The organism is Kitasatospora sp. NPDC090091 (genome assembly GCF_044747365.1).
Taxonomy (GTDB): domain Bacteria; phylum Actinomycetota; class Actinomycetes; order Streptomycetales; family Streptomycetaceae; genus Kitasatospora.
This window is the reverse complement of record NZ_JBIVDY010000017.1, coordinates 127,390-147,483: the sequence shown is the minus strand read 5'-3', so window position 1 is coordinate 147,483 and position 20,094 is coordinate 127,390. Positions and strand designations below refer to the sequence as shown.

12 protein-coding genes are annotated in these 20,094 nt (G+C 71.9%); 7 read left to right on the top strand and 5 right to left on the bottom strand.

The features are described from left to right. Window positions 1-72 precede the first annotated feature (72 nt). Window positions 73-804 carry a dienelactone hydrolase family protein gene (locus tag ACIPSC_RS27710; protein ID WP_400828918.1) on the bottom strand — a complete coding sequence of 244 codons (732 nt, stop codon included), beginning with the start codon at window positions 802-804 and terminating at the stop codon, window positions 73-75. Window positions 805-1,146: 342 nt separating this feature from the next. Between ACIPSC_RS27710 and ACIPSC_RS27705 the strand changes: the two genes are divergently transcribed. From ACIPSC_RS27705 to ACIPSC_RS27680, 6 genes are all read left to right on the top strand, one after another. After that, complete coding sequence (locus ACIPSC_RS27705; RefSeq protein ID WP_400828916.1) at window positions 1,147-2,694, top strand: putative Ig domain-containing protein; 1,548 nt, start codon at window positions 1,147-1,149, stop codon at window positions 2,692-2,694. Between the two features lie 175 nt (window positions 2,695-2,869). Next, window positions 2,870-3,472, top strand: coding sequence for a SigE family RNA polymerase sigma factor (locus tag ACIPSC_RS27700; protein ID WP_400828914.1), 603 nt, complete (start codon window positions 2,870-2,872; stop codon window positions 3,470-3,472). Next, a complete protein-coding gene (locus ACIPSC_RS27695; RefSeq protein ID WP_400828912.1) occupies window positions 3,462-4,670 on the top strand; it encodes a hypothetical protein in 1,209 nt (402 codons plus the stop codon). Before ACIPSC_RS27700 ends, ACIPSC_RS27695 begins: the two co-directional genes overlap by 11 nt. A 442-nt stretch (window positions 4,671-5,112) precedes the next feature. Continuing rightward, window positions 5,113-5,577, top strand: coding sequence for a WXG100 family type VII secretion target (locus ACIPSC_RS27690; RefSeq protein WP_400828910.1), 465 nt, complete (start codon window positions 5,113-5,115; stop codon window positions 5,575-5,577). 9 nt (window positions 5,578-5,586) lie between these two features. After that, window positions 5,587-7,818 carry a hypothetical protein gene (locus tag ACIPSC_RS27685; RefSeq protein WP_400828908.1) on the top strand — a complete coding sequence of 744 codons (2,232 nt, stop codon included), beginning with the start codon at window positions 5,587-5,589 and terminating at the stop codon, window positions 7,816-7,818. 34 nt (window positions 7,819-7,852) lie between these two features. Continuing rightward, window positions 7,853-8,521: a hypothetical protein gene (locus tag ACIPSC_RS27680; RefSeq protein WP_400828906.1), complete on the top strand. Its 669-nt coding sequence runs from the start codon at window positions 7,853-7,855 to the stop codon at window positions 8,519-8,521. A gap of 83 nt (window positions 8,522-8,604) precedes the next feature. On the opposite strand, the gene ACIPSC_RS27675 is transcribed toward ACIPSC_RS27680, so the two are convergent. Both ACIPSC_RS27675 and ACIPSC_RS27670 read right to left on the bottom strand, forming a co-directional pair. Beyond that, complete coding sequence (locus ACIPSC_RS27675; RefSeq protein WP_400828904.1) at window positions 8,605-10,545, bottom strand: CocE/NonD family hydrolase; 1,941 nt, start codon at window positions 10,543-10,545, stop codon at window positions 8,605-8,607. 205 nt (window positions 10,546-10,750) lie between these two features. Continuing rightward, window positions 10,751-11,719, bottom strand: a complete 969-nt coding sequence (locus tag ACIPSC_RS27670) for a hydrolase (RefSeq protein ID WP_400828902.1) — start codon at window positions 11,717-11,719, stop codon at window positions 10,751-10,753. 246 nt (window positions 11,720-11,965) lie between these two features. Here ACIPSC_RS27670 and ACIPSC_RS27665 point away from each other — a divergent pair, with 246 nt between their 5' ends. After that, a complete protein-coding gene (locus ACIPSC_RS27665; RefSeq protein WP_400828900.1) occupies window positions 11,966-13,066 on the top strand; it encodes a HoxN/HupN/NixA family nickel/cobalt transporter in 1,101 nt (366 codons plus the stop codon). A 129-nt stretch (window positions 13,067-13,195) separates the two neighbouring features. Here the strand turns inward: ACIPSC_RS27665 and ACIPSC_RS27660 are convergent, their stop codons facing one another. Together ACIPSC_RS27660 and ACIPSC_RS27655 are read right to left on the bottom strand one after the other, a co-directional pair. Then, entirely contained in the window at window positions 13,196-19,399 is a 6,204-nt protein-coding gene (locus ACIPSC_RS27660) for a DNRLRE domain-containing protein (protein ID WP_400828898.1), read from the bottom strand. Between the two features lie 261 nt (window positions 19,400-19,660). Then, window positions 19,661-19,891, bottom strand: coding sequence for a hypothetical protein (locus tag ACIPSC_RS27655; RefSeq protein ID WP_400828896.1), 231 nt, complete (start codon window positions 19,889-19,891; stop codon window positions 19,661-19,663). Window positions 19,892-20,094: the final 203 nt, after the last annotated feature.

Sequence of the window (20,094 nt, the reverse complement as noted above, 5' to 3'; positions counted from 1 at the left end):
ACCGGCGACGCCCCGCCACCTGCATTCCGGGCGGGCCCCGGCCGCGGCCCCGGCCGATCCGGAAGACAGTCCCTACAGGTGGTCGGCCAGGGCCGCGTAGACCCGGCGCCAGGCGTCGGCGCCGGCCTCCGGGTCGTAGTCGGCCGGGCGGTCGGAGCAGGCGAAGCCGTGGCGGGCGCCGGGGTAGGAGACGAGCTCGTGCGGGACCTTCGCCTCGGTCAGGCGCTGCTCGGCCTGCTGCCACTCCTCGGCCGGGACGATGTGGTCCAGCTCGCCGCAGAACCCCAGCAGGAAGGCCCCGTTGGCGGCGATCCGGTCGGCGGTCTCCAGCGGCGGCGTCGGGCCGACCAGCGGGAACCCGCTGTTGAGCAGCCAGCCCGGGTAGAACACGGCGGCCAGCTCGAAGCGCAGCGCGGTGGCCGCGCGCACCGCGACGTGTCCGCCCATGCTCAGCCCCAGGAAGGCCACACCCCGGCCGCCGGCCTCGGTGCGGGCCGCCGCGAGGGCGGCCGCGGCGTCCGCGACCAGCTCGTCGCGGTCGAGCGCGCGCATCAGCACCAGGCCCGACTCGCGCTCCTCCGGCGAGTAACCGAGCCCGGTGCGGCGGGCGTTGCGCCAGTAGTAGTCGGGCGCCAGCGCGGCGTACCCGGCGCGGGCCAGGTCCGCGCAGGTCTCGCGGACGTAGTCGTTCACCCCGTACAGTTCCGGGCAGACCACCACGGCGCCGCGCACCTCGCCCTCCGGGCGGTGCAGATACGCCTCGATGCCGCCCGGCTCGCCGAGCGTGATCCACTGACCCGTCATCAATTCCCCCGTGCTCAGTAGGCCGTTGTGTGCCGGCCGCATCCTACGGGGTCGGCGGACGGGCGCCGGTCGGTCGGTCCGGCGCGGATCGCGGAGTCGGTGGCGAGGTGGATCCGGCAGGTTCCTGCCTCGGGCGGCGGGTTTCGGCATCTCCCTTGCCCGGTAGGGATGTTCGTGATGGTGGAGGCGGCGGGCCGCCGTCGTGACGGTGGTGCGCGGGGCGGAATCAAGGGCGCGAGTTCTGTCGGCATGGTTGACCGCATTGAAGTGGTCATGGCACTTTCATGCGGCGCGGGCGTCCGCAACCGGTCGTACGCCCCGCAATCCCCCACAAGGAGAGCCATGTTGAAGAGACTTGCCGCTCTGGCCGGCGCCGGAGCGGTCGTCGCAGGTGGCCTGACCCTGGCTGCGACCCCCGCCCAGGCGGTCCAGGCCGGCGACCTGACGTCCACCATCGCGCTGAGCAACTGCTCGGCCTCGCTGGTGCGCTACCCCTCCTCGGTCGACACCGACCGGGCGATGATGCTCACCAACGGCCACTGCCTGCCGACCATGCCGGCGTCCGGTGTGGTCATCCAGAACCAGACCGCGAGCCGCAGCGGCACGCTGCTGAACGCCTCCGGTGGCTCGCTCGGCACCGTCCAGGCCGACAAGGTGCTGTACGCGACGATGACCGGCACCGACGTCGCCCTGTACCAGCTGACCGACACCTTCGGGTCGATCACCTCGAAGTACGGCGCGACGGCGCTGACGATCAGTGACACCCACCCGGCCGACGGCTCGGCGATGTTCATACCGTCGTCGTACTGGAAGCAGGTGTGGAACTGCTCGATCAACGGCTTCGTCCCCACGCTGCGCGAGGACGAGTGGACCTGGCACGACTCGATCCGTTACAGCACGGGCTGCAACACCACGCACGGCACGTCCGGTTCGCCGATCGTCGACGCCGCCACCAAGAAGATCGTCGGCATCAACAACACCGGCAACGACGACGGTGCGATGTGCACCCTCAACAACCCGTGCGAGGTGGCCGCCGACGGCACCACCAAGGTCGTCAAGGGCCAGAGCTACGGTGAGCAGACGTACTGGTTCACCACCTGCCTCGGCAACGGCCGTGTGATCGACCTCAACGTCAGCGGCTGCCTGCTCACCAAGCCGGCCGGCAGCGGCGCGGTCTCGGTGACCAACCCGGGCAACCAGACCACCACGGTGAACGGCTCGGCCGGCCTGCAGATCTCGGCGAGTGGTGGCACCGCCCCGCTCAGCTACTCGGCCACCGGCCTTCCGACCGGCCTGTCGATCAACGCCTCCACCGGCCTGATCTCCGGCACCGCGACCGCGACGGGGACGTACAACGTCACCGTCACGGCCAAGGACGCCGCGAACAAGACCGGCAGCACCAGCTTCACCTGGACGGTCAACGGCGGTGGCGGCAACTGCACGCCTGCGCAGCTGCTGGGCAACGCGGGCTTCGAGTCGGGCGCGGCCACGCCGTGGACGGCCACCAGCGGCGTCGTCGACAACAGCTCCTCGCAGGCCGCGCACGGCGGTTCGTGGAAGGCCTGGCTGAACGGCTACGGCTCGACCCACACGGACAGCCTCTCCCAGACGGTCACCATCCCGTCCGGCTGCAAGGCCACCCTCAGCTTCTACCTGCACATCGACACCGGTGAGTCCGGCTCGACCGTGTACGACAAGCTGACCGTGACCGTCAACGGCACCGCGCTGAAGACCTACTCCAACGTGGACGCCGCCGCCGGCTACCAGCTGCGCACCTTCGACCTGTCGGCCTACGCGGGCCAGACCGTCACCCTGAAGTTCAACGGCACCGAGGACTCCTCGCTGCAGACGAGCTTCGTGATCGACGACACCTCGATCGCCACCAGCTGACGCACACGCGGTGAGACCCGCGGCCGCCCGGTCCCCGACCGGGCGGCCGCGGCGTGCGTCCGGGCCACGGTTCGGGGTTGTCGTCCCGGCCGCGGTTCGGACGCCGGCGCGAGCCCGTGGAAAGATCCCCTCCGACCGCTGCCACATGACGGCGGGTCGACGGCGTTAGAAGGGCATGGACCACTCAACGAGCGCGGAACAGCCGGCCGAGCCGGTGCCGCCCGACTTCCCGGCCTTCGCGGTCTCGCGGGGCCGACACCTGTTGCGCACCGCCTTCCTGCTCACCGGCGGCGACGCCCACCTGGCCGAGGACCTCGTCCAGGAGGCGCTCGGGCGCATCTTCGTGAAGTGGCGCCGGATATCCCGCCTGGACAACCCGAGCGGGTACGCCCAGACCGTGCTGGTGAACACCTTCCTGTCGTACCGGCGGCGGCGCAGCAGCTCGGAGCGGGTGACCGACACCCTTCCGGACATCGCGGTGGACGGCCCGGACCCGGCGCTGCGGCTGACCCTGCTGCGCGCCCTCGGCGAGCTCCCGGCGCAGGACCGCGCGGTGCTCGTGCTGCGGTTCTGGGAGGACCGCAGCGTCGAGGAGACCGCCGCGGCGCTGCGGCTTAGCAGCACGGCCGTGCGCTCGCGCAGCAGCCGGGCGCTGGCCCGGATGCGCGCCACCCTCGGCGAGAGCCTCGGCGACGGCGGGGAGGCCGGCGGCGACACCGGCGGCCGCGCGACGACGGATCCCACTGACAGGAAGGCGGTGCTCGGTCGTGTCCTTTGAAGACGAATTCGCCCAGGCCCTGCGCGGCGCCGTGGCGCTCGCGCCCGAACCGGCGCTGCACACCCTCGCGGCCGCCGCGGAGCGCCGCGGCCGGCGCCGGCGCAACCAGCGGCGGGCGCTGGCGGTCAGCGGGCTGGCCGCCGTGCTGGTGGTCGCCGTGAGCCTCACCGCCGTCGTCGGCGGCGGCTCGCACGCGGCACACCCGGCCACCGAGCCGGTACGGCCGATGACCGCCGAGGAGTCGATCGACCTGTTCACCTCGCTGCTGCCCCAGGGGAAGTCCCGGGTGCTGTACGCGGGGACGCCCGCCGACGGCGCACCGAACGGCGACCGGTACCAGACCAACGGCACGGTGCTGTTCGACGACGGCAAGGGGGAGAGCCTGATCTCCTACACCGTCAGCCGCACCGAGCTCACTCCGGAGGCGGGAGCCGTCTGCATGGACGGCTTCAGCGAGCCCCAGGAGTCCTGTGAGCGCACCGTCGCCACCGACGGCTCCGCGCTGGTGGTCGACAAGCTGAAGGACCGGAACTCCGACACCCACCGCGAGTGGCGTGCGACCTGGGCGGCGCCGGACGGACGACAGGTGATGATCATCGAGCACAACGGCCAGCCGGCCACGCCCAACCGGGAGAGCCCGCCGCTCGACGCCGAGCAGCTGCGCGCCCTGGCGACGGCTCCGGCCTGGGCGCGGCTCTTCGACGCCCTTCCGGCACGGGAGAACGCGCCCAAGCCGCCGACGCCCGAGCCCGGCCCGAAGGCGGAGGAACTGCTGACGGCACTCGTCCCGCTGCTCCCGCCCGGCGCCGTGCCGTCCGGCCAGGACGGCCGGAACGGACCGCACCTCACCGTGACCTACGAGGGGCGCACCAGCATGCTCTCGGTGAGCGTCACCGCGCCGGGCGAGCGGGGCATCGAGGACAAGAAGTACGCCGAGACCGAGGGTTCGGCGGGCCCGCTGGCGGTCCGGGAGCGCCGGCCGGACGGCAGCACCGTCGTCACCAACATGTTCGGGAACGGCAAGACGGCGGTCAACCCGGTCCTGCACTGGGCGGCGGCGGTCTACTACGCCGACGGCCGGGCCATCGCGATCGACGAGTGGAACGGGGAGAACGGCTACACCTTCCGCCCGGGAACCCCGGCACTCAGCCTCGACCAGCTCAAGGCCATCGTCACCGCCCCGGCCTGGCTCCGCTGACCCGCGGGGCCTCACACCGCCGCACAGGGGACGGCGGTGCGAGGCCCCCGCCCGGCGCCGCGTCCGCGGACGTCGCCCCCGACGAGGATTGCTCTGACGGCCGTCCGGCTCCTGCCGGGCGGCCGTTGCCGTCGGTTGGCCCCGAGAGTGTGGATCCTGCGAAATTCGCAGGCCGGGACCGGTTGTACCCGATGCACCGGCCGGGATTCCGTCGGGTGTGATCACTGCAGGGTGAATCCCGTTCCTCAAGAATTGCTCAACTCCTGTGCGGGCAGCACATGTCTGTGGAATGGTCATGCACCGGCGACAGGTCACGGTCAAGTCCTTCATCGGGAGTGGAGTCCTGCAGGGATCCGCATACCGGAGAATTCGCGTCCGATTCCGGGGGGCATCGTGCGCAATCCGTGCCGAGCCTTGAATTCACATGGTTGGGGGCGGGTGGATGGTCGATATGGATTTCGAGCGGCGGATGAATCCGTGGCTCTTCGACAGCTCAGGGAATCTCACGGAGGCGGCGAAGAAGCAGTTCCCTGACTTGGCGGCCGCTGCGTCCGGGGCACCGGCTCCCGGCTGGGTGCCGGTCGCTTCGGGCACGCCGGGCCCGTCCGGTGTGACGGTGAAGGTCAGCCCGGACGCTCTGAGACGGGCGGCCACCAATACCGGGACCTTGCAGACGAAGTTCTCCCAGGCCTGTGGAAAGCCATTCGACCGCTTGCACGAGATGACCCAGGACATGCCACAGGGTTGGGCGGTGGTCGGGGCGCTGAGTACGGCCCGGGACGTCTGGGACGCCCAGGTCAAATCATTGGGGGAGCTGTTGGGGAGGGTCGGGGAGAACCTGACTGCCACTGCGGACTCCTACGCGCGGGCCGAACAGCTGAACGCGCAGAACTTCGGGAAGAGCTGAGGTTTCGCCATGGTCGAGTTCAGGGAGTTGAGGTATGCACCGCTCGCAGGTATCGATGGGAGAGCCGGTGCATTCGAAGCACTGGTCCGAGGCTGGGAGTTCTCCTCCGAACTCACCGGTGACGTCATAGTCCCCCTTCAGGGCTCAGGCTGGCGTGGCCCGGCGGCGGAGCAGGCCGCCGAGGCCATCGCAAAGGTCCGCACCCAGATCGACGCAGCATTCGAGGAGGCGACCGGCCTCGCCAGGGCCCTGCGTGACGCGCACACGGAACTCGTGGGGGCTCAGGAGGACTTGAAGGTGGCAATCAAGTCGGCTGTCGACCAGGGGATGACGGTGGACGACGCCGGTGCCGTCAACTGGCCGTCGGCGACGAGCGCGGCGGACAAGAACGACCCGGACTACGCGAACAGCTACCGGCAGCGGGCGTCGAAGGTTGCCGACGCGATTGCCAAAGCGGTGGCCCGGGCGACCGAGGCGGATGCCGCCGCGGCGCTGGCTCTCGCGGCGGACACAGGCGTCAGCCGCACGTCCTTCAACGCGAAGCCGCTCGGAGGCCTGGCCGAGGAAGAGGCCAGGGAGGCGGCCGACATCCTCCGCCTGGCGGGCGGCGCCACCGACACCCAACTCGCGAGGCTCGACCAGATGCTGAAGGCGCACGCCGGTGACCCCCGGTTCGCCACCGCGTTCTACGCGTCCCTCGGACCGGACGGCTTTCTCAAGTCCTACGGACAGTTGACCCTGGCCTCCGGCCGGGTGGGCGGCAATCGACCTCAGGCGATCGCCGACCTGCAGGCCGGCCTCGGCACGGCCCTGGCCACGGCGACGAGCACTAGAAACCAGCCGCACCTCGCCGATGCGTGGGAGGCCGGGCTCCGGAAGGCCGGAAGTACCCGCTTCGACGTCTGGCCGGTCGGCCAGCCCGGCGGCGGCGCGCAGCCGTACGGGTACCAGATCCTCACCAACATCCTCCGCACCGGTACGTATGACCCACACTTTCTCAACCCGCTTGCGGAGCATGTCACCCAGCTCAGTGGGAAGCAGGGCTTCTTCACCCTGGACCGGTGGAATGCGGCGGAGTTCGAGCAGATGAAGTACCTGGGGGCGGGGCAGGGCGGCTTCAATCCGATGGTCGGGGTCCTGGAAGCGCTCGGGCGTAACCCCGAGGCGGCCCTGAGGTACTTCCACGACTCGGCGACGATCTACGACCTCGACGGGACGGTCCAGGCAACCGGCTGGCCCAACAGGTACGTGGAGATGCTGAGTGCCGGCGGCGACAACTCGCCCCTCCAGGATGTCTGGAAGGACCATGTCGTGCCGATGGGCCACGCGGAGTCCCCGGGCGTGATCGCCTTCGGCCATGCGCTGGAGGCAGCCACCCTGGGCCGGGTGCACGATGCGCCCGACGCCCCGCTGCCGCGCCACACACCGGAGATGGCGGACGTGATGAAGCGGGTGGTGGATTCGTTCGGGAACGGGGACGGCCCTAAGCTGCTGGGCAAGAGCGCGGCGTTCGCATCCCTGGACGCCAGCCTCGGCCACATGACGGCCGGATACATGGGCGACGTGCAGTCAGCGCTGAATGCTCAGGACACAACGCTGACCACTTATGGTGTCCGAGCAGACCTCAACCAGGCGAACACCGAGAAGCTGCTGGGCGCACTGGGTCGCAACCCCGAGTCATACGGTGCGATCGCCCAGGCGCAGCAGGCCTACACGACCGCGCACATCCAGGACGTGATACTTCACCGCGAGGACTACAAGGATCTGTTCGGGCAGGCCGTGGACAACGCCGCGCGGCCGGGTGGTGTGGTCGCCGGCATCTTGACGGCGGCCAGGACAGAGGCACTGGTGGGAGCCGTCCAGGCAGATGCCGCGGCGTACAACAAAAGTGTCGACCAGAACGCCATCTGGGCCAAGTCACTCTGGGCGATGTCAGGTGGGAGGATGCTCGGTAACATCCCCGTCGTCGGCGCGGGTCTGTCCCTGCCTGTGAACGGCTTCATCGACAGTGTCGCCGCCACCTATCACGTCGACCCGAGGTCTGCGGACCAAGCCACCTCTTCCTACGACGCTGGAATGACCTCGGCTTCGTTGGCGGCCAAGCAGGCCGTGGAAATGGCTGCTCAGGGGACCGGGATGAGTGAAAGGTACGTCGAGGCCCTGGCCACTTCGGCGGCGAACAACCTCCGGGCCGGCGCCAGTGACGGTGCCACACTGTTCGGGCAGGCGATTCGTGGCTGAGCGCTCGCGGAGTCGCTTGCGTACTCGGGTCGTCGTGATGGTGGTCGCGTTGGCGCTGGCCGGTTCCGGGGTGTGGTGGTGGCAGGAGAAGGAACCGCCGCCCGTCGAACTGCCCGGCAGTGCCTGCTGGTCGGTGCTCGATCGGGCCGATCTCGCGGCCTTCGGCGGAAGGGCGCACGGGAGGTTCGACGTGAGCTATCCGCGCGAGGGCAGCCACGAGCGACTCCAGCCCAGTGAGAGTGACCAGGAGTGCCTGGTCGGCCAGGCCGTCGTCGGTCTGCTGTCGGTCTACATGCGGCCACTGGGCGAGCTCGGCTACCGATCCGATTTCGCGCCGGGCTCGACGCTGGGGCAAGTCGTCCCGGTGGAGCGGTTGGACTTCGGCGCGGACGTGCGGGGGTTCGTCAATTGGAACGGTTCGGTGCGCCTGGCCTTCCGGTGCGAAAACGCCGTGTACGCGGCCCTGGGACGCCCCTTCCTGGAGATCGGTACGGGGACGGACGACCGAGCGACCGACCCGGAATCGCCGCAGGCCCGACAGGCCCTCATCGACATCGCCCTGAAGCTGGCGAAGGCCGCCGCGCTCAGCTATCCGTGCAGCAACCCGGTGCGCTTCCCGGCGAAGGCGCCCACGGCCCCGACGGTCTGGCCGCCGCGGGAGATCCGCAGCGAGGCCCCGTCCGGGACGGCTGGCGGGCAGTAGGCCGGCGAGGTGCTGCGGGACCCTCGCAGCACCTCACGGAGAACAGCGACGGCGAGACGGTCGCATCTCACCGGGGGCTCCCGCTACGCACCCTTCCGCGGGATGCGCTGGTGCCAGTCGCGGGTGAAGACGGTGGTGCCGGCTTCGAGGGCGGTCAGGTGGGTGTGGGCGAGGAAGTGGGTGGCGGTGCAGCGGAGTTCGGTGCGGGTGTGGATGGTGACGTCCCAGCCGACGGCCGGGCGTTCGAGCCGGACGCTGTGGTCGGTGCGGGCCTGGGCGCTGAGCGGGGCGCCGGTGAGGATGCGGTAGGCGGTGACGGTGTGCTCGTCGCGGACCAGGCCGTCGGGGTGGGTGCGGGTGCCGTCGGTGGCGGGCGAGAGCTCGGTGCGCCACTCGTGCCGGCCGATGTCGTGGACGGTGAGGCGTTCCGGGCGGGCGGTGAGGGGTTCGGTGATGCGGAGCGGCGGGGGCAGCGGGAGGGTGGGGGAGGCCAAGAATGTGACGGGCTCGGCGCCGTAGTCCGCGGCCAGGTGGCGGACCGGGAGCGTGAGGGTGCTGTGCGAGGGGTCGAGCCCGAAGCCGGCGGGCTCGGGGTCGGGCCAGAGCCACGGCCAGTAGCCGGACGAGAGCGCGAGCCGCAGGCGGTGGCCGGCCGGCACGGTGTGGCCGGCGGCGGCGAGCTCGACGGCGGCGTCCGGCGCCGCCTCCCCGGCCGGGGGCGCGGCCAGCGCGCCGCGGGTGACCAGGGTGGACGTGCCGTCCGGGGCGACGTCGCAGAGCCGGGCGACGATCAGGCCGGCGCCCGCCGAGGGGCGCAACCGCAGCTGCAGGGACGGGACGCCGAGCAGTTCCAGCGGCTCCGGCAGTGGCAGGGAGTCGAAGCAGACCGAGCGCCCGTCCTCCTCGCGCTGGTCCGGCGGCAGGTCGGCGGGGCGGCCGAGCGGGACGTACGCGCCGGCGTTGAGGCCGGTGTGCTGGGGGGAACGGACCTGGACGTGGCGGTCGTCGGAGGCGGTGCCGGCGGTGCGCAGCGGGCCGTCGAGACCGTAGTGGATGTCGCGGACGTCGGGGGAGGGCCAGGCCTCCTCGCCGGTCCAGCGGCCGCTGATCCAGCTGCGCAGGACGGGGGTCTTGAGGGCGCCGCTGTCGATGTCCCGGAGCCAGTGGTCCCACCAGCGCAGCGTCTCCGGCAGGACCTCGTCGGGCAGCCCGTGCGGCCAGGGGCCGAGCACGGCGCGGACCGGGACGGCACCGGAGGAGAGCAGCCCGAGGACGGCGGAGCAGGACGGGTCGCCCCAGCCGGCGACGGCGAAGGTGGGGACGACGGCGGTGCCGGGCGGCTCGCCGGGCACCGGCTCCCCGGTCGCGGCGGCGAGCCGCTCCGGGAAGGACGGCTCCAGCGACTCCAGGCGCTCCCGCCACATCCGCTCCCAGTCGTCGCCGACGTACTGCGGGTCCGGCGGGCGGGCCGCGTCGGCGAGCCGGGCGGTGGCGCGGACGTGCAGGTCGGCGGCCAGGACGGCGCCGCCGAGGCGGTCGCCGGCCTCGGGGCAGGCGGTGACCACGGCGTGGACGGCCTCCGGGGCGCGGGCGGCCAGCTGCAGCGCGGTGCGGCCGGCGGCGCCGGTGCCGAGCAGGCCGATCCGGCCGCTGCACCAGGTCTGGGTGGCCAGCCAGGTGAGGACCTCGGCGCCGTCGGCCGACTCGTCCGCCGGCTCGTCGGCCGAGGAGTCGGCCGGGGACGGTGCGCCGGTGCCGGCGGGCAGGCCGCCGGAGTTGCCGTGGCCGCGGGCGTCGACCCGCAGGCAGGCGTAGCCGTGGCCGGCGTACCAGGGGTGGCGGCGGGCGTCGTCGGTGGCGGTCCAGTCGGTGAGGCGGCCGGTGGAGTACTCCAGCACGGCGGGCACCGGTTCGTCGGTCACCGGGCGCCAGAGCCGGGCGCGGAGCTCGGTGCCGTCGGAGAGGGGGATGCGCAGGTCCTCGCGGATGGTGCGGAAGGGGTACGAGGGGGTCGGGTGCGACATGGCGGCTCCCAGCGGTCCCGGTCGGCGGGCCCGTGGGGCGGGGTGGCGGGAGCGGCCCCGCGCCGCGGGCGTCAGCATTCCGACCCTAGGGGAGGAGGCCGGCGCTGTCCTGGTGAGCCCGGCCCGGGCCGGGCTCACCAGGACAGCGGGGCGCGGCCGGCCGCCCCCGTCGGGTTCGGCCGGCCGGATCCGCGTGGCCCTGCCGTCAGGCCTTGCTGAGCCACGCCGTGGCGTTCAGCGCCAGGGCGGCGTTGGTGCCGGCCGGGTCGTTCCAGCCGTTGAACAGGTTGTTGCCCGGCTGCCCGGTGCCGTCGTCGGCCGGGGAGCTGTCGCCCCAGACCGCGACCCGGCCGGAGCCGTAGCTGCTGGTGGCGAAGAAGGCGCCGGTGGTGCCGCTGTAGCCGGTCCGGTAGACGAGGCCCTTGACGTTCGGGTTGTCGGCCGGCTTGAGGGTGAAGGTGGTGCCGGAGCGCAGGATCGAGCCGGTGACGGCGCCGAACGGGCCGTGCAGCACCGGGTCGGCGGCGTCGTTGATCGCGCGCGGGTTGTCGGTGGAGATGTTCTTGACGTCGACCGAGATCCCGAACGGGTCGTTGTTGTTCACGCCGTTGTTGGTGAACAGGTCGTTGATGACCGCGGGGGAGTCCCAGCCGTCGTTGTTGCGGTCGCTCTGGGTGTGGTCCGAGATCAGGAAGAGCCCGCCGCCGTTCTGCACGAAGCGGATCAGCGCGGCCTTCTCGGCGGCGCTGAACCGGATGTTCGGCTCGGGGACCACGAAGGTGTCGAACTTGGCGAGGTCCAGCGCGGCGCCGGTGCCGTAGCTGATGGTGGAGCCGGCCGGGAGGGTCTTGAGGCTGTACTGGCCGGTCTTCTGCAGGGCGACGCCCCAGGCGGAGAGCGCGCCGGTCCAGCTCTTCTCGGTGGTGGGGTTGGCGTTCTGGGCGAGCGGGTCGGGCTGGGCGGTGGAGATGATCCAGTCGGCGTTCCCGGCGGTCTCGCCCTTGCTGTTGTCGAACAGCACCCGGTGGGGGGTGGCGCTCAGAGCGGCGGGGGTGGTCGCGGTGGGGGCGCCGCCGGCGTCCGGGGCGGCGGACGCGGTGGGGGCCAGCGTGGTCAGGCCGGCCGCGAGCAGGGCCGACGAGGCCAGCGCGGCAGCCGTTCGAATGCGGTTCATATGCCGTTCCTCCGTGGGGAGTTGAGGGGGCGGCGCCGAGTATTCGCGCGTAGAAGTCGAGTATCCGCGCGTAGACGGGCAACCGAAAGGCTCCGGAGGTTACGGGCGTTTGTACGGTTCATGACGAGTACGGCGGGTGTGGTCGTGCGGTGAAGGTAACCGGCTCGTAATTGCGCATGACTTGCAAGTACTTCCATCCTGGGGGAAAGATGGCCCAGCTCGGAAGGCCCAGGAAAGGACGAAACGATGACCGGCCCCCGCTGGCGCGACCGGCTCACCCGTGAGGAATGGATCCGCCTGGCCGGCATGGGCGGCTTCATCCTCGCGCTGCACGTGATCGGCTGGTTCACGCTGCTCGCGGTCATCGCGCCCGAGCACTACGACGTGGGCGGCCAGGTCTTCGGTGCGGGCATGGGCCTCACCGCCTACACCCTCGGCATGCGGCACGCCTTCGACGCGGACCACATCGCCGCCATCGACAACACCACCCGCAAGCTGATGGGCCAGGGCAAGCGTCCGCTGTCGGTCGGCTTCTGGTTCTCGCTGGGCCACTCCTCCATCGTCTTCGGCCTCTGCGCCCTGCTCGCGTTCGGCATCAAGTCGCTCGCCGGGCAGGTCGAGGCCGACGACTCCACCCTGCACGAGACGACCGGCCTGATCGGCGTCACCGTCTCGGGGACGTTCCTGCTCGCGCTCGGCCTGATCAACCTGGGGGCCTTCAACGGCATCCTCAAGGTGTTCCGCAAGATGCGCGAGGGCGAGTTCGACGAGGCCGAGCTGGAGGAGCAGCTGGAGAAGCGCGGCCTGATGAACCGCATCCTGGGGCGGGTGACCAAGGCCGTCACCAAGTCCTGGCACATGTACCCGGTCGGCCTGCTCTTCGGGCTCGGCTTCGACACCGCCACCGAGGTCTCGCTGCTGGTGCTGGCGGGCGGCGCGGCGGCCTTCCAGCTGCCCTGGTACGCCCTGCTGGTGCTGCCGATCCTGTTCGCGGCGGGGATGAGCCTGCTGGACACCATCGACGGCTCGTTCATGAACTTCGCCTACGAGTGGGCGTTCTCCAAGCCGGTCCGGAAGATCTACTACAACCTGACCGTGACCGGGCTCTCCGTGGTGGTCGCCCTCGTCATCGGCTCGATCGAGCTGATCGGGCTGCTCGGCGAGAAGCTGGACGTCACCAGCGGCCCGGTCGCCTGGATCGGCGGGCTGGACCTCAACTTCGTCGGCTACGCCATCGTCGGCCTCTTCGTGCTCACCTGGGCGGCGGCGATCGCCTACTGGAAGCTCGGCAACGTCGAGGAGAAGTGGTCGGCCGGCCTGACCGCGGCGGCCGAGAAGGCCGAGTAGCGCGAGCGGCCGGAGCAGGCAGAGCAGCCGGAGCAAGTAGCACAGCCGGAGCAGAAACGAGAGCGGCCGGCCCGGGGCGAACCCCGGGCCGGCCTTCCTGTCTCACCTCAGCGGGCTGTCACCGGCGGCTCAGTACCGCGGGCTGACCCGGTAGATCGGACGGTCCGGCACCCACCAGTGGCTGGAGCGCCAGATCCCGAAGACGAACTTCACCCCGTGGCTGCCGCGCTTGTTGGCGGCCTTGAGGAACTGCTTGCCGATCCGCTTCATCAGGTAGGACAGCGCCCACAGGACGTAGCCGGCGGCCCGGGCGGCCCAGTGCGGGAGCCTGCGCAGGATCTTGGAGATGCCCTGGCCGATCTTGCCGGAGATGTACAGCAGGGTGCCGATGGTGTTGCCCTCGGACCGGCTGAAGTAGGCGGTCCACTTCTTCCGCCAGGACATCCCGGTCAGGTCGTCCATGGTGATCGGGTCGACCGGGTAGCCGTAGGCGTTCGGCGAGCCCTCCAGCACCGGGTCGGTCTGCAGGAACCGGCCGGTGGTGGCGTCGTACAGGCGCACGCCCATCAGGGTGAGGCCGGAGAGGCTGTCGGACTCGCGCTGCGAGCCGCCCAGCCAGCCGTACTCGGTCGAGCCGGTGGCGTCGACGACGTTGCCGTACTCGTCGTAGTGGTAGACGGCGAGGTCCTGGGTGCCGTCGGGGGACATCTGGACGGAGACGTCACCGTGCAGGTTGGTCAGCAGCAGGATCGCGCCGCCGTCGGTGCCGGTGGCGGCCGTGAGCTGGCCGGTCAGGTCCTGGACGTGGCGGGTCAGCCGGCCGGCCGCGTCCTGCTGCCAGGACGGGCTGTCGTTGCCGCCGTCGAAGTGGTTGGTCGACAGGTCGGTGACGGCCCAGGTGCCGTCCGCGCCCTTGGTCTCCGTGGTGCTGACCGCGAGGCGGCCGGAGGCGTCGAGGTCCCAGGTCTTGCGGGTGTCGCCGAGGGTCTCGCTGCGCACCAGGTCGTTGACGTAGTAGCTCAGCTGGGTGCCCTTCGGCAGGGCGGTGGTGCGTCCGTAGGCGTCGTAGACGTAGCCGGCGTCGGTGAGGCGGTCGGCGGTGTCGTAGCCGTGGCTCTCGGACTTGGTGACGGCGTCGGTCGTGGCCGGGTCGCAGTCGTCGGTGACGACGGTGCGGTTGGTCCGGTTGCTGCTCCTGTCGAACGCGTAGGACCGCGTGGCGCACGCCAGGCCGGTGCTGTCGGCGGCCTTGACCAGGCGGCCGGTGGAGTCGTAGCCGTAGGTGCTGGTGGTGCTGTTGCCGTCGGACTGGGTCCGGCCGGCCTGCTGCCCGTGGACGGTGTAGTCCGCGTTGTCGGCCAGCAGGACGGTGCCCGCCTGGTTGGTGTAGGTCTTGCCGGTCTGGATGCCCCGGCTGTCGTAGGTGTTGGTCAGGGTGTTGCCGCCCGGCATGGTCTGGGAGACCAGCCGGCCCTCGACGTCGTAGGAGGCGGTGAAGGTGCCCGCCACCGAGTCGGTCAGCGAGGTCGGCAGACCGCGCGGGTCCTTGGCGGTGTCGTAGCCGTAGGTGGTGGTGGACGGCACGGAGTCCGACTTCTTCACCACCCGGTCCAGCCGGTCGTACTCGGTGGTGCTGGTGGCGCCGGCGCCGTCGTCGTAGGAGACCAGGCGGCCGAGCCTGTCGTAGCCCTGGGTGATGGTGGCCCTGCCGTTGGTGACGGTGGCCAGCTCTCCGTTGGCGGGGTCGTAGCCGAGCACGGTGTCCGCCACCGCGGTGCCGGTGCCGCCGCTGACCGAGACCTTCACCGGACGGCCGGCGGCGTCGTAGCTGCGGGTGGTGGTGCGGGTGACGCCGTTGGCGACCTCGGTGACGACCGAGACGTTGCCCCAGCGGTCGTACTGGTAGGTCTTGGCCGGCACCTGCAGCGGGTTGCTGCCGCCGCCGGCGATCTGCGCGGCCGGGCCGGTGGAGCAGACCAGGTCGGCCCACTCCGGGTGGCCGGCGCACGCGCCGGTGCCGGTGGCGCCGTAGTACGCGGTCACCGTGGTGGCGGCGTCGGAGCCGTTGGAGTTCGGGCGGCTCTGCGAGGTCACCCGGCCGCTGGCGTCGTAGCCGGTGGCGGTGGTGATCTTCAGGCCGGCCGGGTCCTGGACGGACTGGGTGGGCAGGCCCTGCGCCCAGTCGTAGGAGGTGGCGGTGGTACGGGTGTCGGCGTCGGCCGTGTAGCCGTCGATCCGGGCGCCGACCGTGCTGGACGTCGCGCGGTCGCTGACCGCGGCGCCGGCCGGGCGGCCCTCGTCGTAGCCGGTCACGGTGTGGGCGCGGGCCGCGACCTCGGCGCCGGCCGTGAGGGCCGGGCTGCTGCCGGAGGCGGCCAGGCCGTGCTCCAGGGTGACCAGCTGCAGCGGGTCGTACTGCTCGGTGAGGCGCTTGCCGTCGGCGGAGAAGACCGAGGCCGAGGAGAGCAGCTGGGCGCGGTCGGCGGTCGAGCGGCCGGCGATCCCGAGCGCCTGGAGCTTGGCCAGGCCCTCACCGGTGGTGGCCAGGGCGAGGATGCGGTTCTCCGCGGAGAGGGTCCGCACCGGGCTGCCGTAGGCGTTGTACTCGGTGGTGGTGATGCCGCCGCCGGGGGTGGCGGTGTTGACCTCGCGCCCGGAGGCGTTGGTGTAGGTCAGCGAGGCGCGGGCGTACGCGGCGGTGCCGAGCGCCTTGCCGTCGTGGCCCGCCGGGACGGCGTCGGGCGGCAGCACCGCGGTGGCGTCGGTCGGGGCGTCGGTCTGGCCCCAGGCCGCGACGTCGGACGGCGCCAGCGGGTAGGGCGCGTTGGCGCCGCCCAGCGGCACGTCGTAGACCACCGAGGTGGTCGCGGTGCCGTCGGTGACGTCCTTGCTGCCCTGCTTGAGGGTGGGCCGGGAGGCGGCGAGCAGCATGCCGTCACCCGCGGTGGCGGCGTTGCCGGCCTTGCCGTACTCCAGGGTCCACGGCAGCTCGCCGGCCTCGGTCACGGTGGTGACCCGGCCGGAGGCGTCGTAGGCGTAGGCGGTCTTCAGCGCAGGGCTGATCCGCGGGTCCCAGACCTCGCGCAGCCGGCCCTGGTCGTCGTAGGCGTACTGCGAGACCACGACGGGGGTGGCGGCGGAGGCGCCCGGGTCGGTGGACCAGAGCCGGATCTGCTTCACCTGGCCGGCCGTGTCGCCGAGGGCGGACGCGGTGGCGGTGGTGGTGTCGGCGTAGACGTACTCCAGCACCCGGCAGCCGGCCGTGGACGGCGCGGCGGCGCAGTCGGCGGAGGCGGTCGCCGAGGTCGGCGCGACCACGTACTTCGGGCGGGCCAGGGTCTTGCCGCCGGCCACGACCTTCTCCGAGACCACCGAGGTGGTGGAGTTGTCGCTGGGCAGCGAGGAGCCGGAGGCCTGCCAGGTGGTGGCGGCCGGGTCGACCTTGGCGAAGGTGACCGTGGTGCCGGCGGTGTCCTTCAGGGTGAAGGCACCGGTGAGCGCGCCGGTGAGGGTGAGGTCCTCGGCGCCGGGCTCGGGCTTCCAGCCGCCGGCGCCGGTGGCGGTGAAGCCGACCTCGGAGCCGTCCGCGGAGACCACCGAGAGCGAGGTCGCCGAGGTCTGGCGGACGTAGGTGTAGTCGGCGTCGGTGATCTCGGCGGTGGTGCCGGAGCTCCACTGCGGGCCGAAGATCGCCGCCTGGCCCTCCTGGGCCGAGCCGTTCAGCGGCCGGCGGGAGGAGAAGGAGCGCTCGGCGCTCAGGCCGAAGCCCTCGGCGTCGGTGGCGGAGAGGCCGAGGTCACCGGTGAGGGTGTTCACCTCGCCCGGGCCGACCTTGGTCTCCGGCGCGGTGCCGGCGTTGCGGTCCACCGTGATGGTGTTCGGCTCGGTGGCGTCGGTGGCGGTGCCGTCGGTGAAGACCGCGCGGACGTCCACCGGGCCGTTCTCGGCCAGGGTGTCGGTGATGTTCCAGTTCAGCGCGGCCGGCTTGCCGCCGGGCGCGGCGAACGGCCAGGCGGCCACCGGCTTGCCGTCGGTGGTGGTGACGTTGGCGACCGGGACGTCCTTCCAGGCGTCGGTCTCGCCGCGGCGGTACTGGTAGCGCACACCGGTGTAGGTGGAGTTGCCCTCGGCCTGCAGCGAGGTGCGGCGGGCGGGGCGCTCGCCGGCGCCGGGGGCGACCAGCGCCGAGCCCTTGCCCGCGAAGAAGGTGTACGTCCGGTCGGCGGAGACGTTGCCCGCGGCGTCCCGGCTGTGCGCGGTGACGGTGTGGGCGCCCGCCTTGAAGGTGAGCTTGGCCGTGACCGGGGCGCCGGTGGTGGCCGCGGTCACCCAGGCAGCGCCGTCCAGCTTGTACTGGACGTCCTTCACGTCGCCGGTGGGCGGGGTGAAGGTGAAGTTGCCGCTGTAGTCGCCGTTGGCGTCCGGGGTGCCCGCCCACTGGCCGGCCGGGAAGTCCCCGGAGGCGATGGTGGTGGCGCCGGGCGCGGTGGTGTCCACCGTGAAGGTGCGGAAGGCGGACCAGACGCTGTTCGCGGTGCCGTCCCAGGAGCGGGAGCGCCACTTGTAGCTGCCGGCGGGCAGCGCGGTGCCCGGCGTCCAGGTGAACGTGGAGCCGGAGGCCGCGTAGGCGGTGTGGCCGGACTGCAGCGCGGCGGTGCCGTTGGACGCCCAGACCTCGAAGTCCAGCAGGACGTTGCCGCCGTCGGGGTCGGTCGCCTTGGCGGAGAGCGTCGGGGTGGAGTCGCCGGTGAGCGCGCCGTCGGCCGGGGAGACCAGGGTGGAGACGGCCGGCGGGGTGTTGAACGTCACCGACAGGTACGGCGTGTTGGAGGACGCGTTGCCGGAGTTGAACTTCTTCCAGCCGTACGGGTCGGTCTCGTCGGTGGCCCGGATGCCCAGGGTGTTGTTGGGCTTGCCGTTGGCGGCCCAGGCCTGCACCAGCGAGGTGATGTCGGTGTTCACCCAGCCGTCGTTGCAGGAGCTGGAGTAGCCCTTGGTGGCCGTGGAGGTGGCCCACTTGCGGTTCCAGGTCGGCTGCGCCGTCCACCGGGTGGCGGTCGTGGCCGTGTTGGTGTCCCAGACCTCCCAGCTCTTGGCGGTGCAGGACCAGGAGTGGAAGTTCCACAGGTTGAGCTTGCCGCTGGTGACCTGCTTCCCGGCGATCTGGGTCATCGGGAACTGCAGGAAGGAGCGGGCGACCTGGCCGGAGCCGTTGTTGCCCAGCTTCAGCTCGGTCTGCGAGGAGACGTCGGTGGCGTAGCCCTGCTGGACGAAGGTGTCGAAGCCGACGCCGATGTTGACCGCAGGGTCGACGGTGACCGGGTACTTGGTCTTCGGGTCGTTCAGGAACGCCGCGTCTGGGGTGAGCGTGAGGTCGACGGCGTCGCCGTTCTGGGTGACCTGCAGACCGACCGGGGCGGTGCGGGTGTGGTCGCCGCTGCGCTCGTCGACCTGGGCGTCCCACATCATCGGTGCGGGCAGCTGGCCGGCCTCCTGGCCGGTCCTGGGGTCGATGAACGAGACGGAGTTGTCCGCGTTCCGGCGCGCCTGGAGGCCGGCCGCGTTCAGGGTGAGGGTGACGCTGCCGTTGGCGGCCACCGCCGAGCGGTCCTTGAGCTCCAGGAACTGCTCGAAGCCGGTGCGGGTGGACTCGATGACCAGGTCGGTGGCGGTCAGCGCGTCGGCGTACCGGGCCTTGGGGCCGTCGACGGTCGGCGCGGGCAGGGCGCCGCGCCAGGACAGCGACATGCTGGTGCCGTTGCCGTTGTCCAGCGAGACCAGCGGGGTGGCGGGCGCCTGGGCGTCGCCCGCGGGGGCACCGGCGGCCTTGAACTTCGACGCCGCGGCGGCCGGGGTGGCGCCGGCGAGGGAGAGGTTGAGCGGGTGGCCCTTGGCCTTGACGCTGCCGTCCGCCTGCTTGGCCAGGTCGGTGTCGATCGGCTGCAGCTTGCCGGACCCGTCCTTGTACCGGACCGGGCCGGAGGCCATGTCCAGGGTGGTGGTGCCGTCCGGGTTGATCCAGGTGGTGGTGGACTCGGTGCGCTCGTCGACCACCTCGATCCGGCGGTTCTCCAGCCGGGCCTTGAGGTGGGCGGTGGCGATGTCCTTGGCCTCGGCCGGGCCGAACGCCCGGGCCGGCTTGGGGGCGGGGGCCTCCGGGGTCACCGCGACGGCCTGACCCGTCGTCATGATGACGGCGGCGGACTCGGCGGCGAGCACCACCGCGAGGGCGACGGCGGTCCTGCCGAGGACGCCGCGCCGGCGGCGTGCGGACGATACGGGCGGGGCGGCGTCCCCGGCCCAGGGCCGGGGGTCGCCGTTCGGGCGTGACATGGAACTCCTCGACGGTCTGATGGTGCGGTGGGATGAGAGGTCGCGCAGTGGGCCTTGTCGTGGATATGTCAGTCAGGTTCAGAGCGGGCGGCCGATGCGAATCGGCCAAGTTTCCGAACGGGCGGGATCGGTGGAAACCCGTACGGAAGACCGCCTGCTCCCCGCCCGTCGGCGCGGTGGAGGCGGTCGGTGAGGACGACCTGGGGTGGCCGGTGGAGACGACCGGGGGTGGCCGGTGGAGGGTCCGGGGGCCGGGCGGGGTCAGTCCCAGCCGATGCCCGGGGTGCCGGCCGGCGCGACGTCCCAGCCGATCGGTCCGCGGGCGGCGGTGCCGGCGGGCGGGGCGTCCCAGCCGATGCCGCCGCCGTCCGTGGCGGTGACGGCGACGACGGCCGGGGCGGCGGCGGGCTGGGCGGCGACGGCGGGTGCGACGGCGGTGGCGGCGGCGAGTGCGACGGCGGTGACGGCGAGCAGACGGACGGTCTTGGGCACGACGGGTCCTGTTCTGTGCGGGGCGGTTCAGCGTCGGTTCAGGGCGGTGGAGCGGTGGGTGGCGCCGGCGGTGGAACGGGTGGGAGGTGGAACGGAAGGGTGGCGGTGCGGTGGAGGGGGAGTGCGCGCAGGGGAGATCCTTCCGTTACGGACGCGCCGGCGGGAGGGGAGGCTGCGGGCAGCATCAGGACAGGCAGGATGCT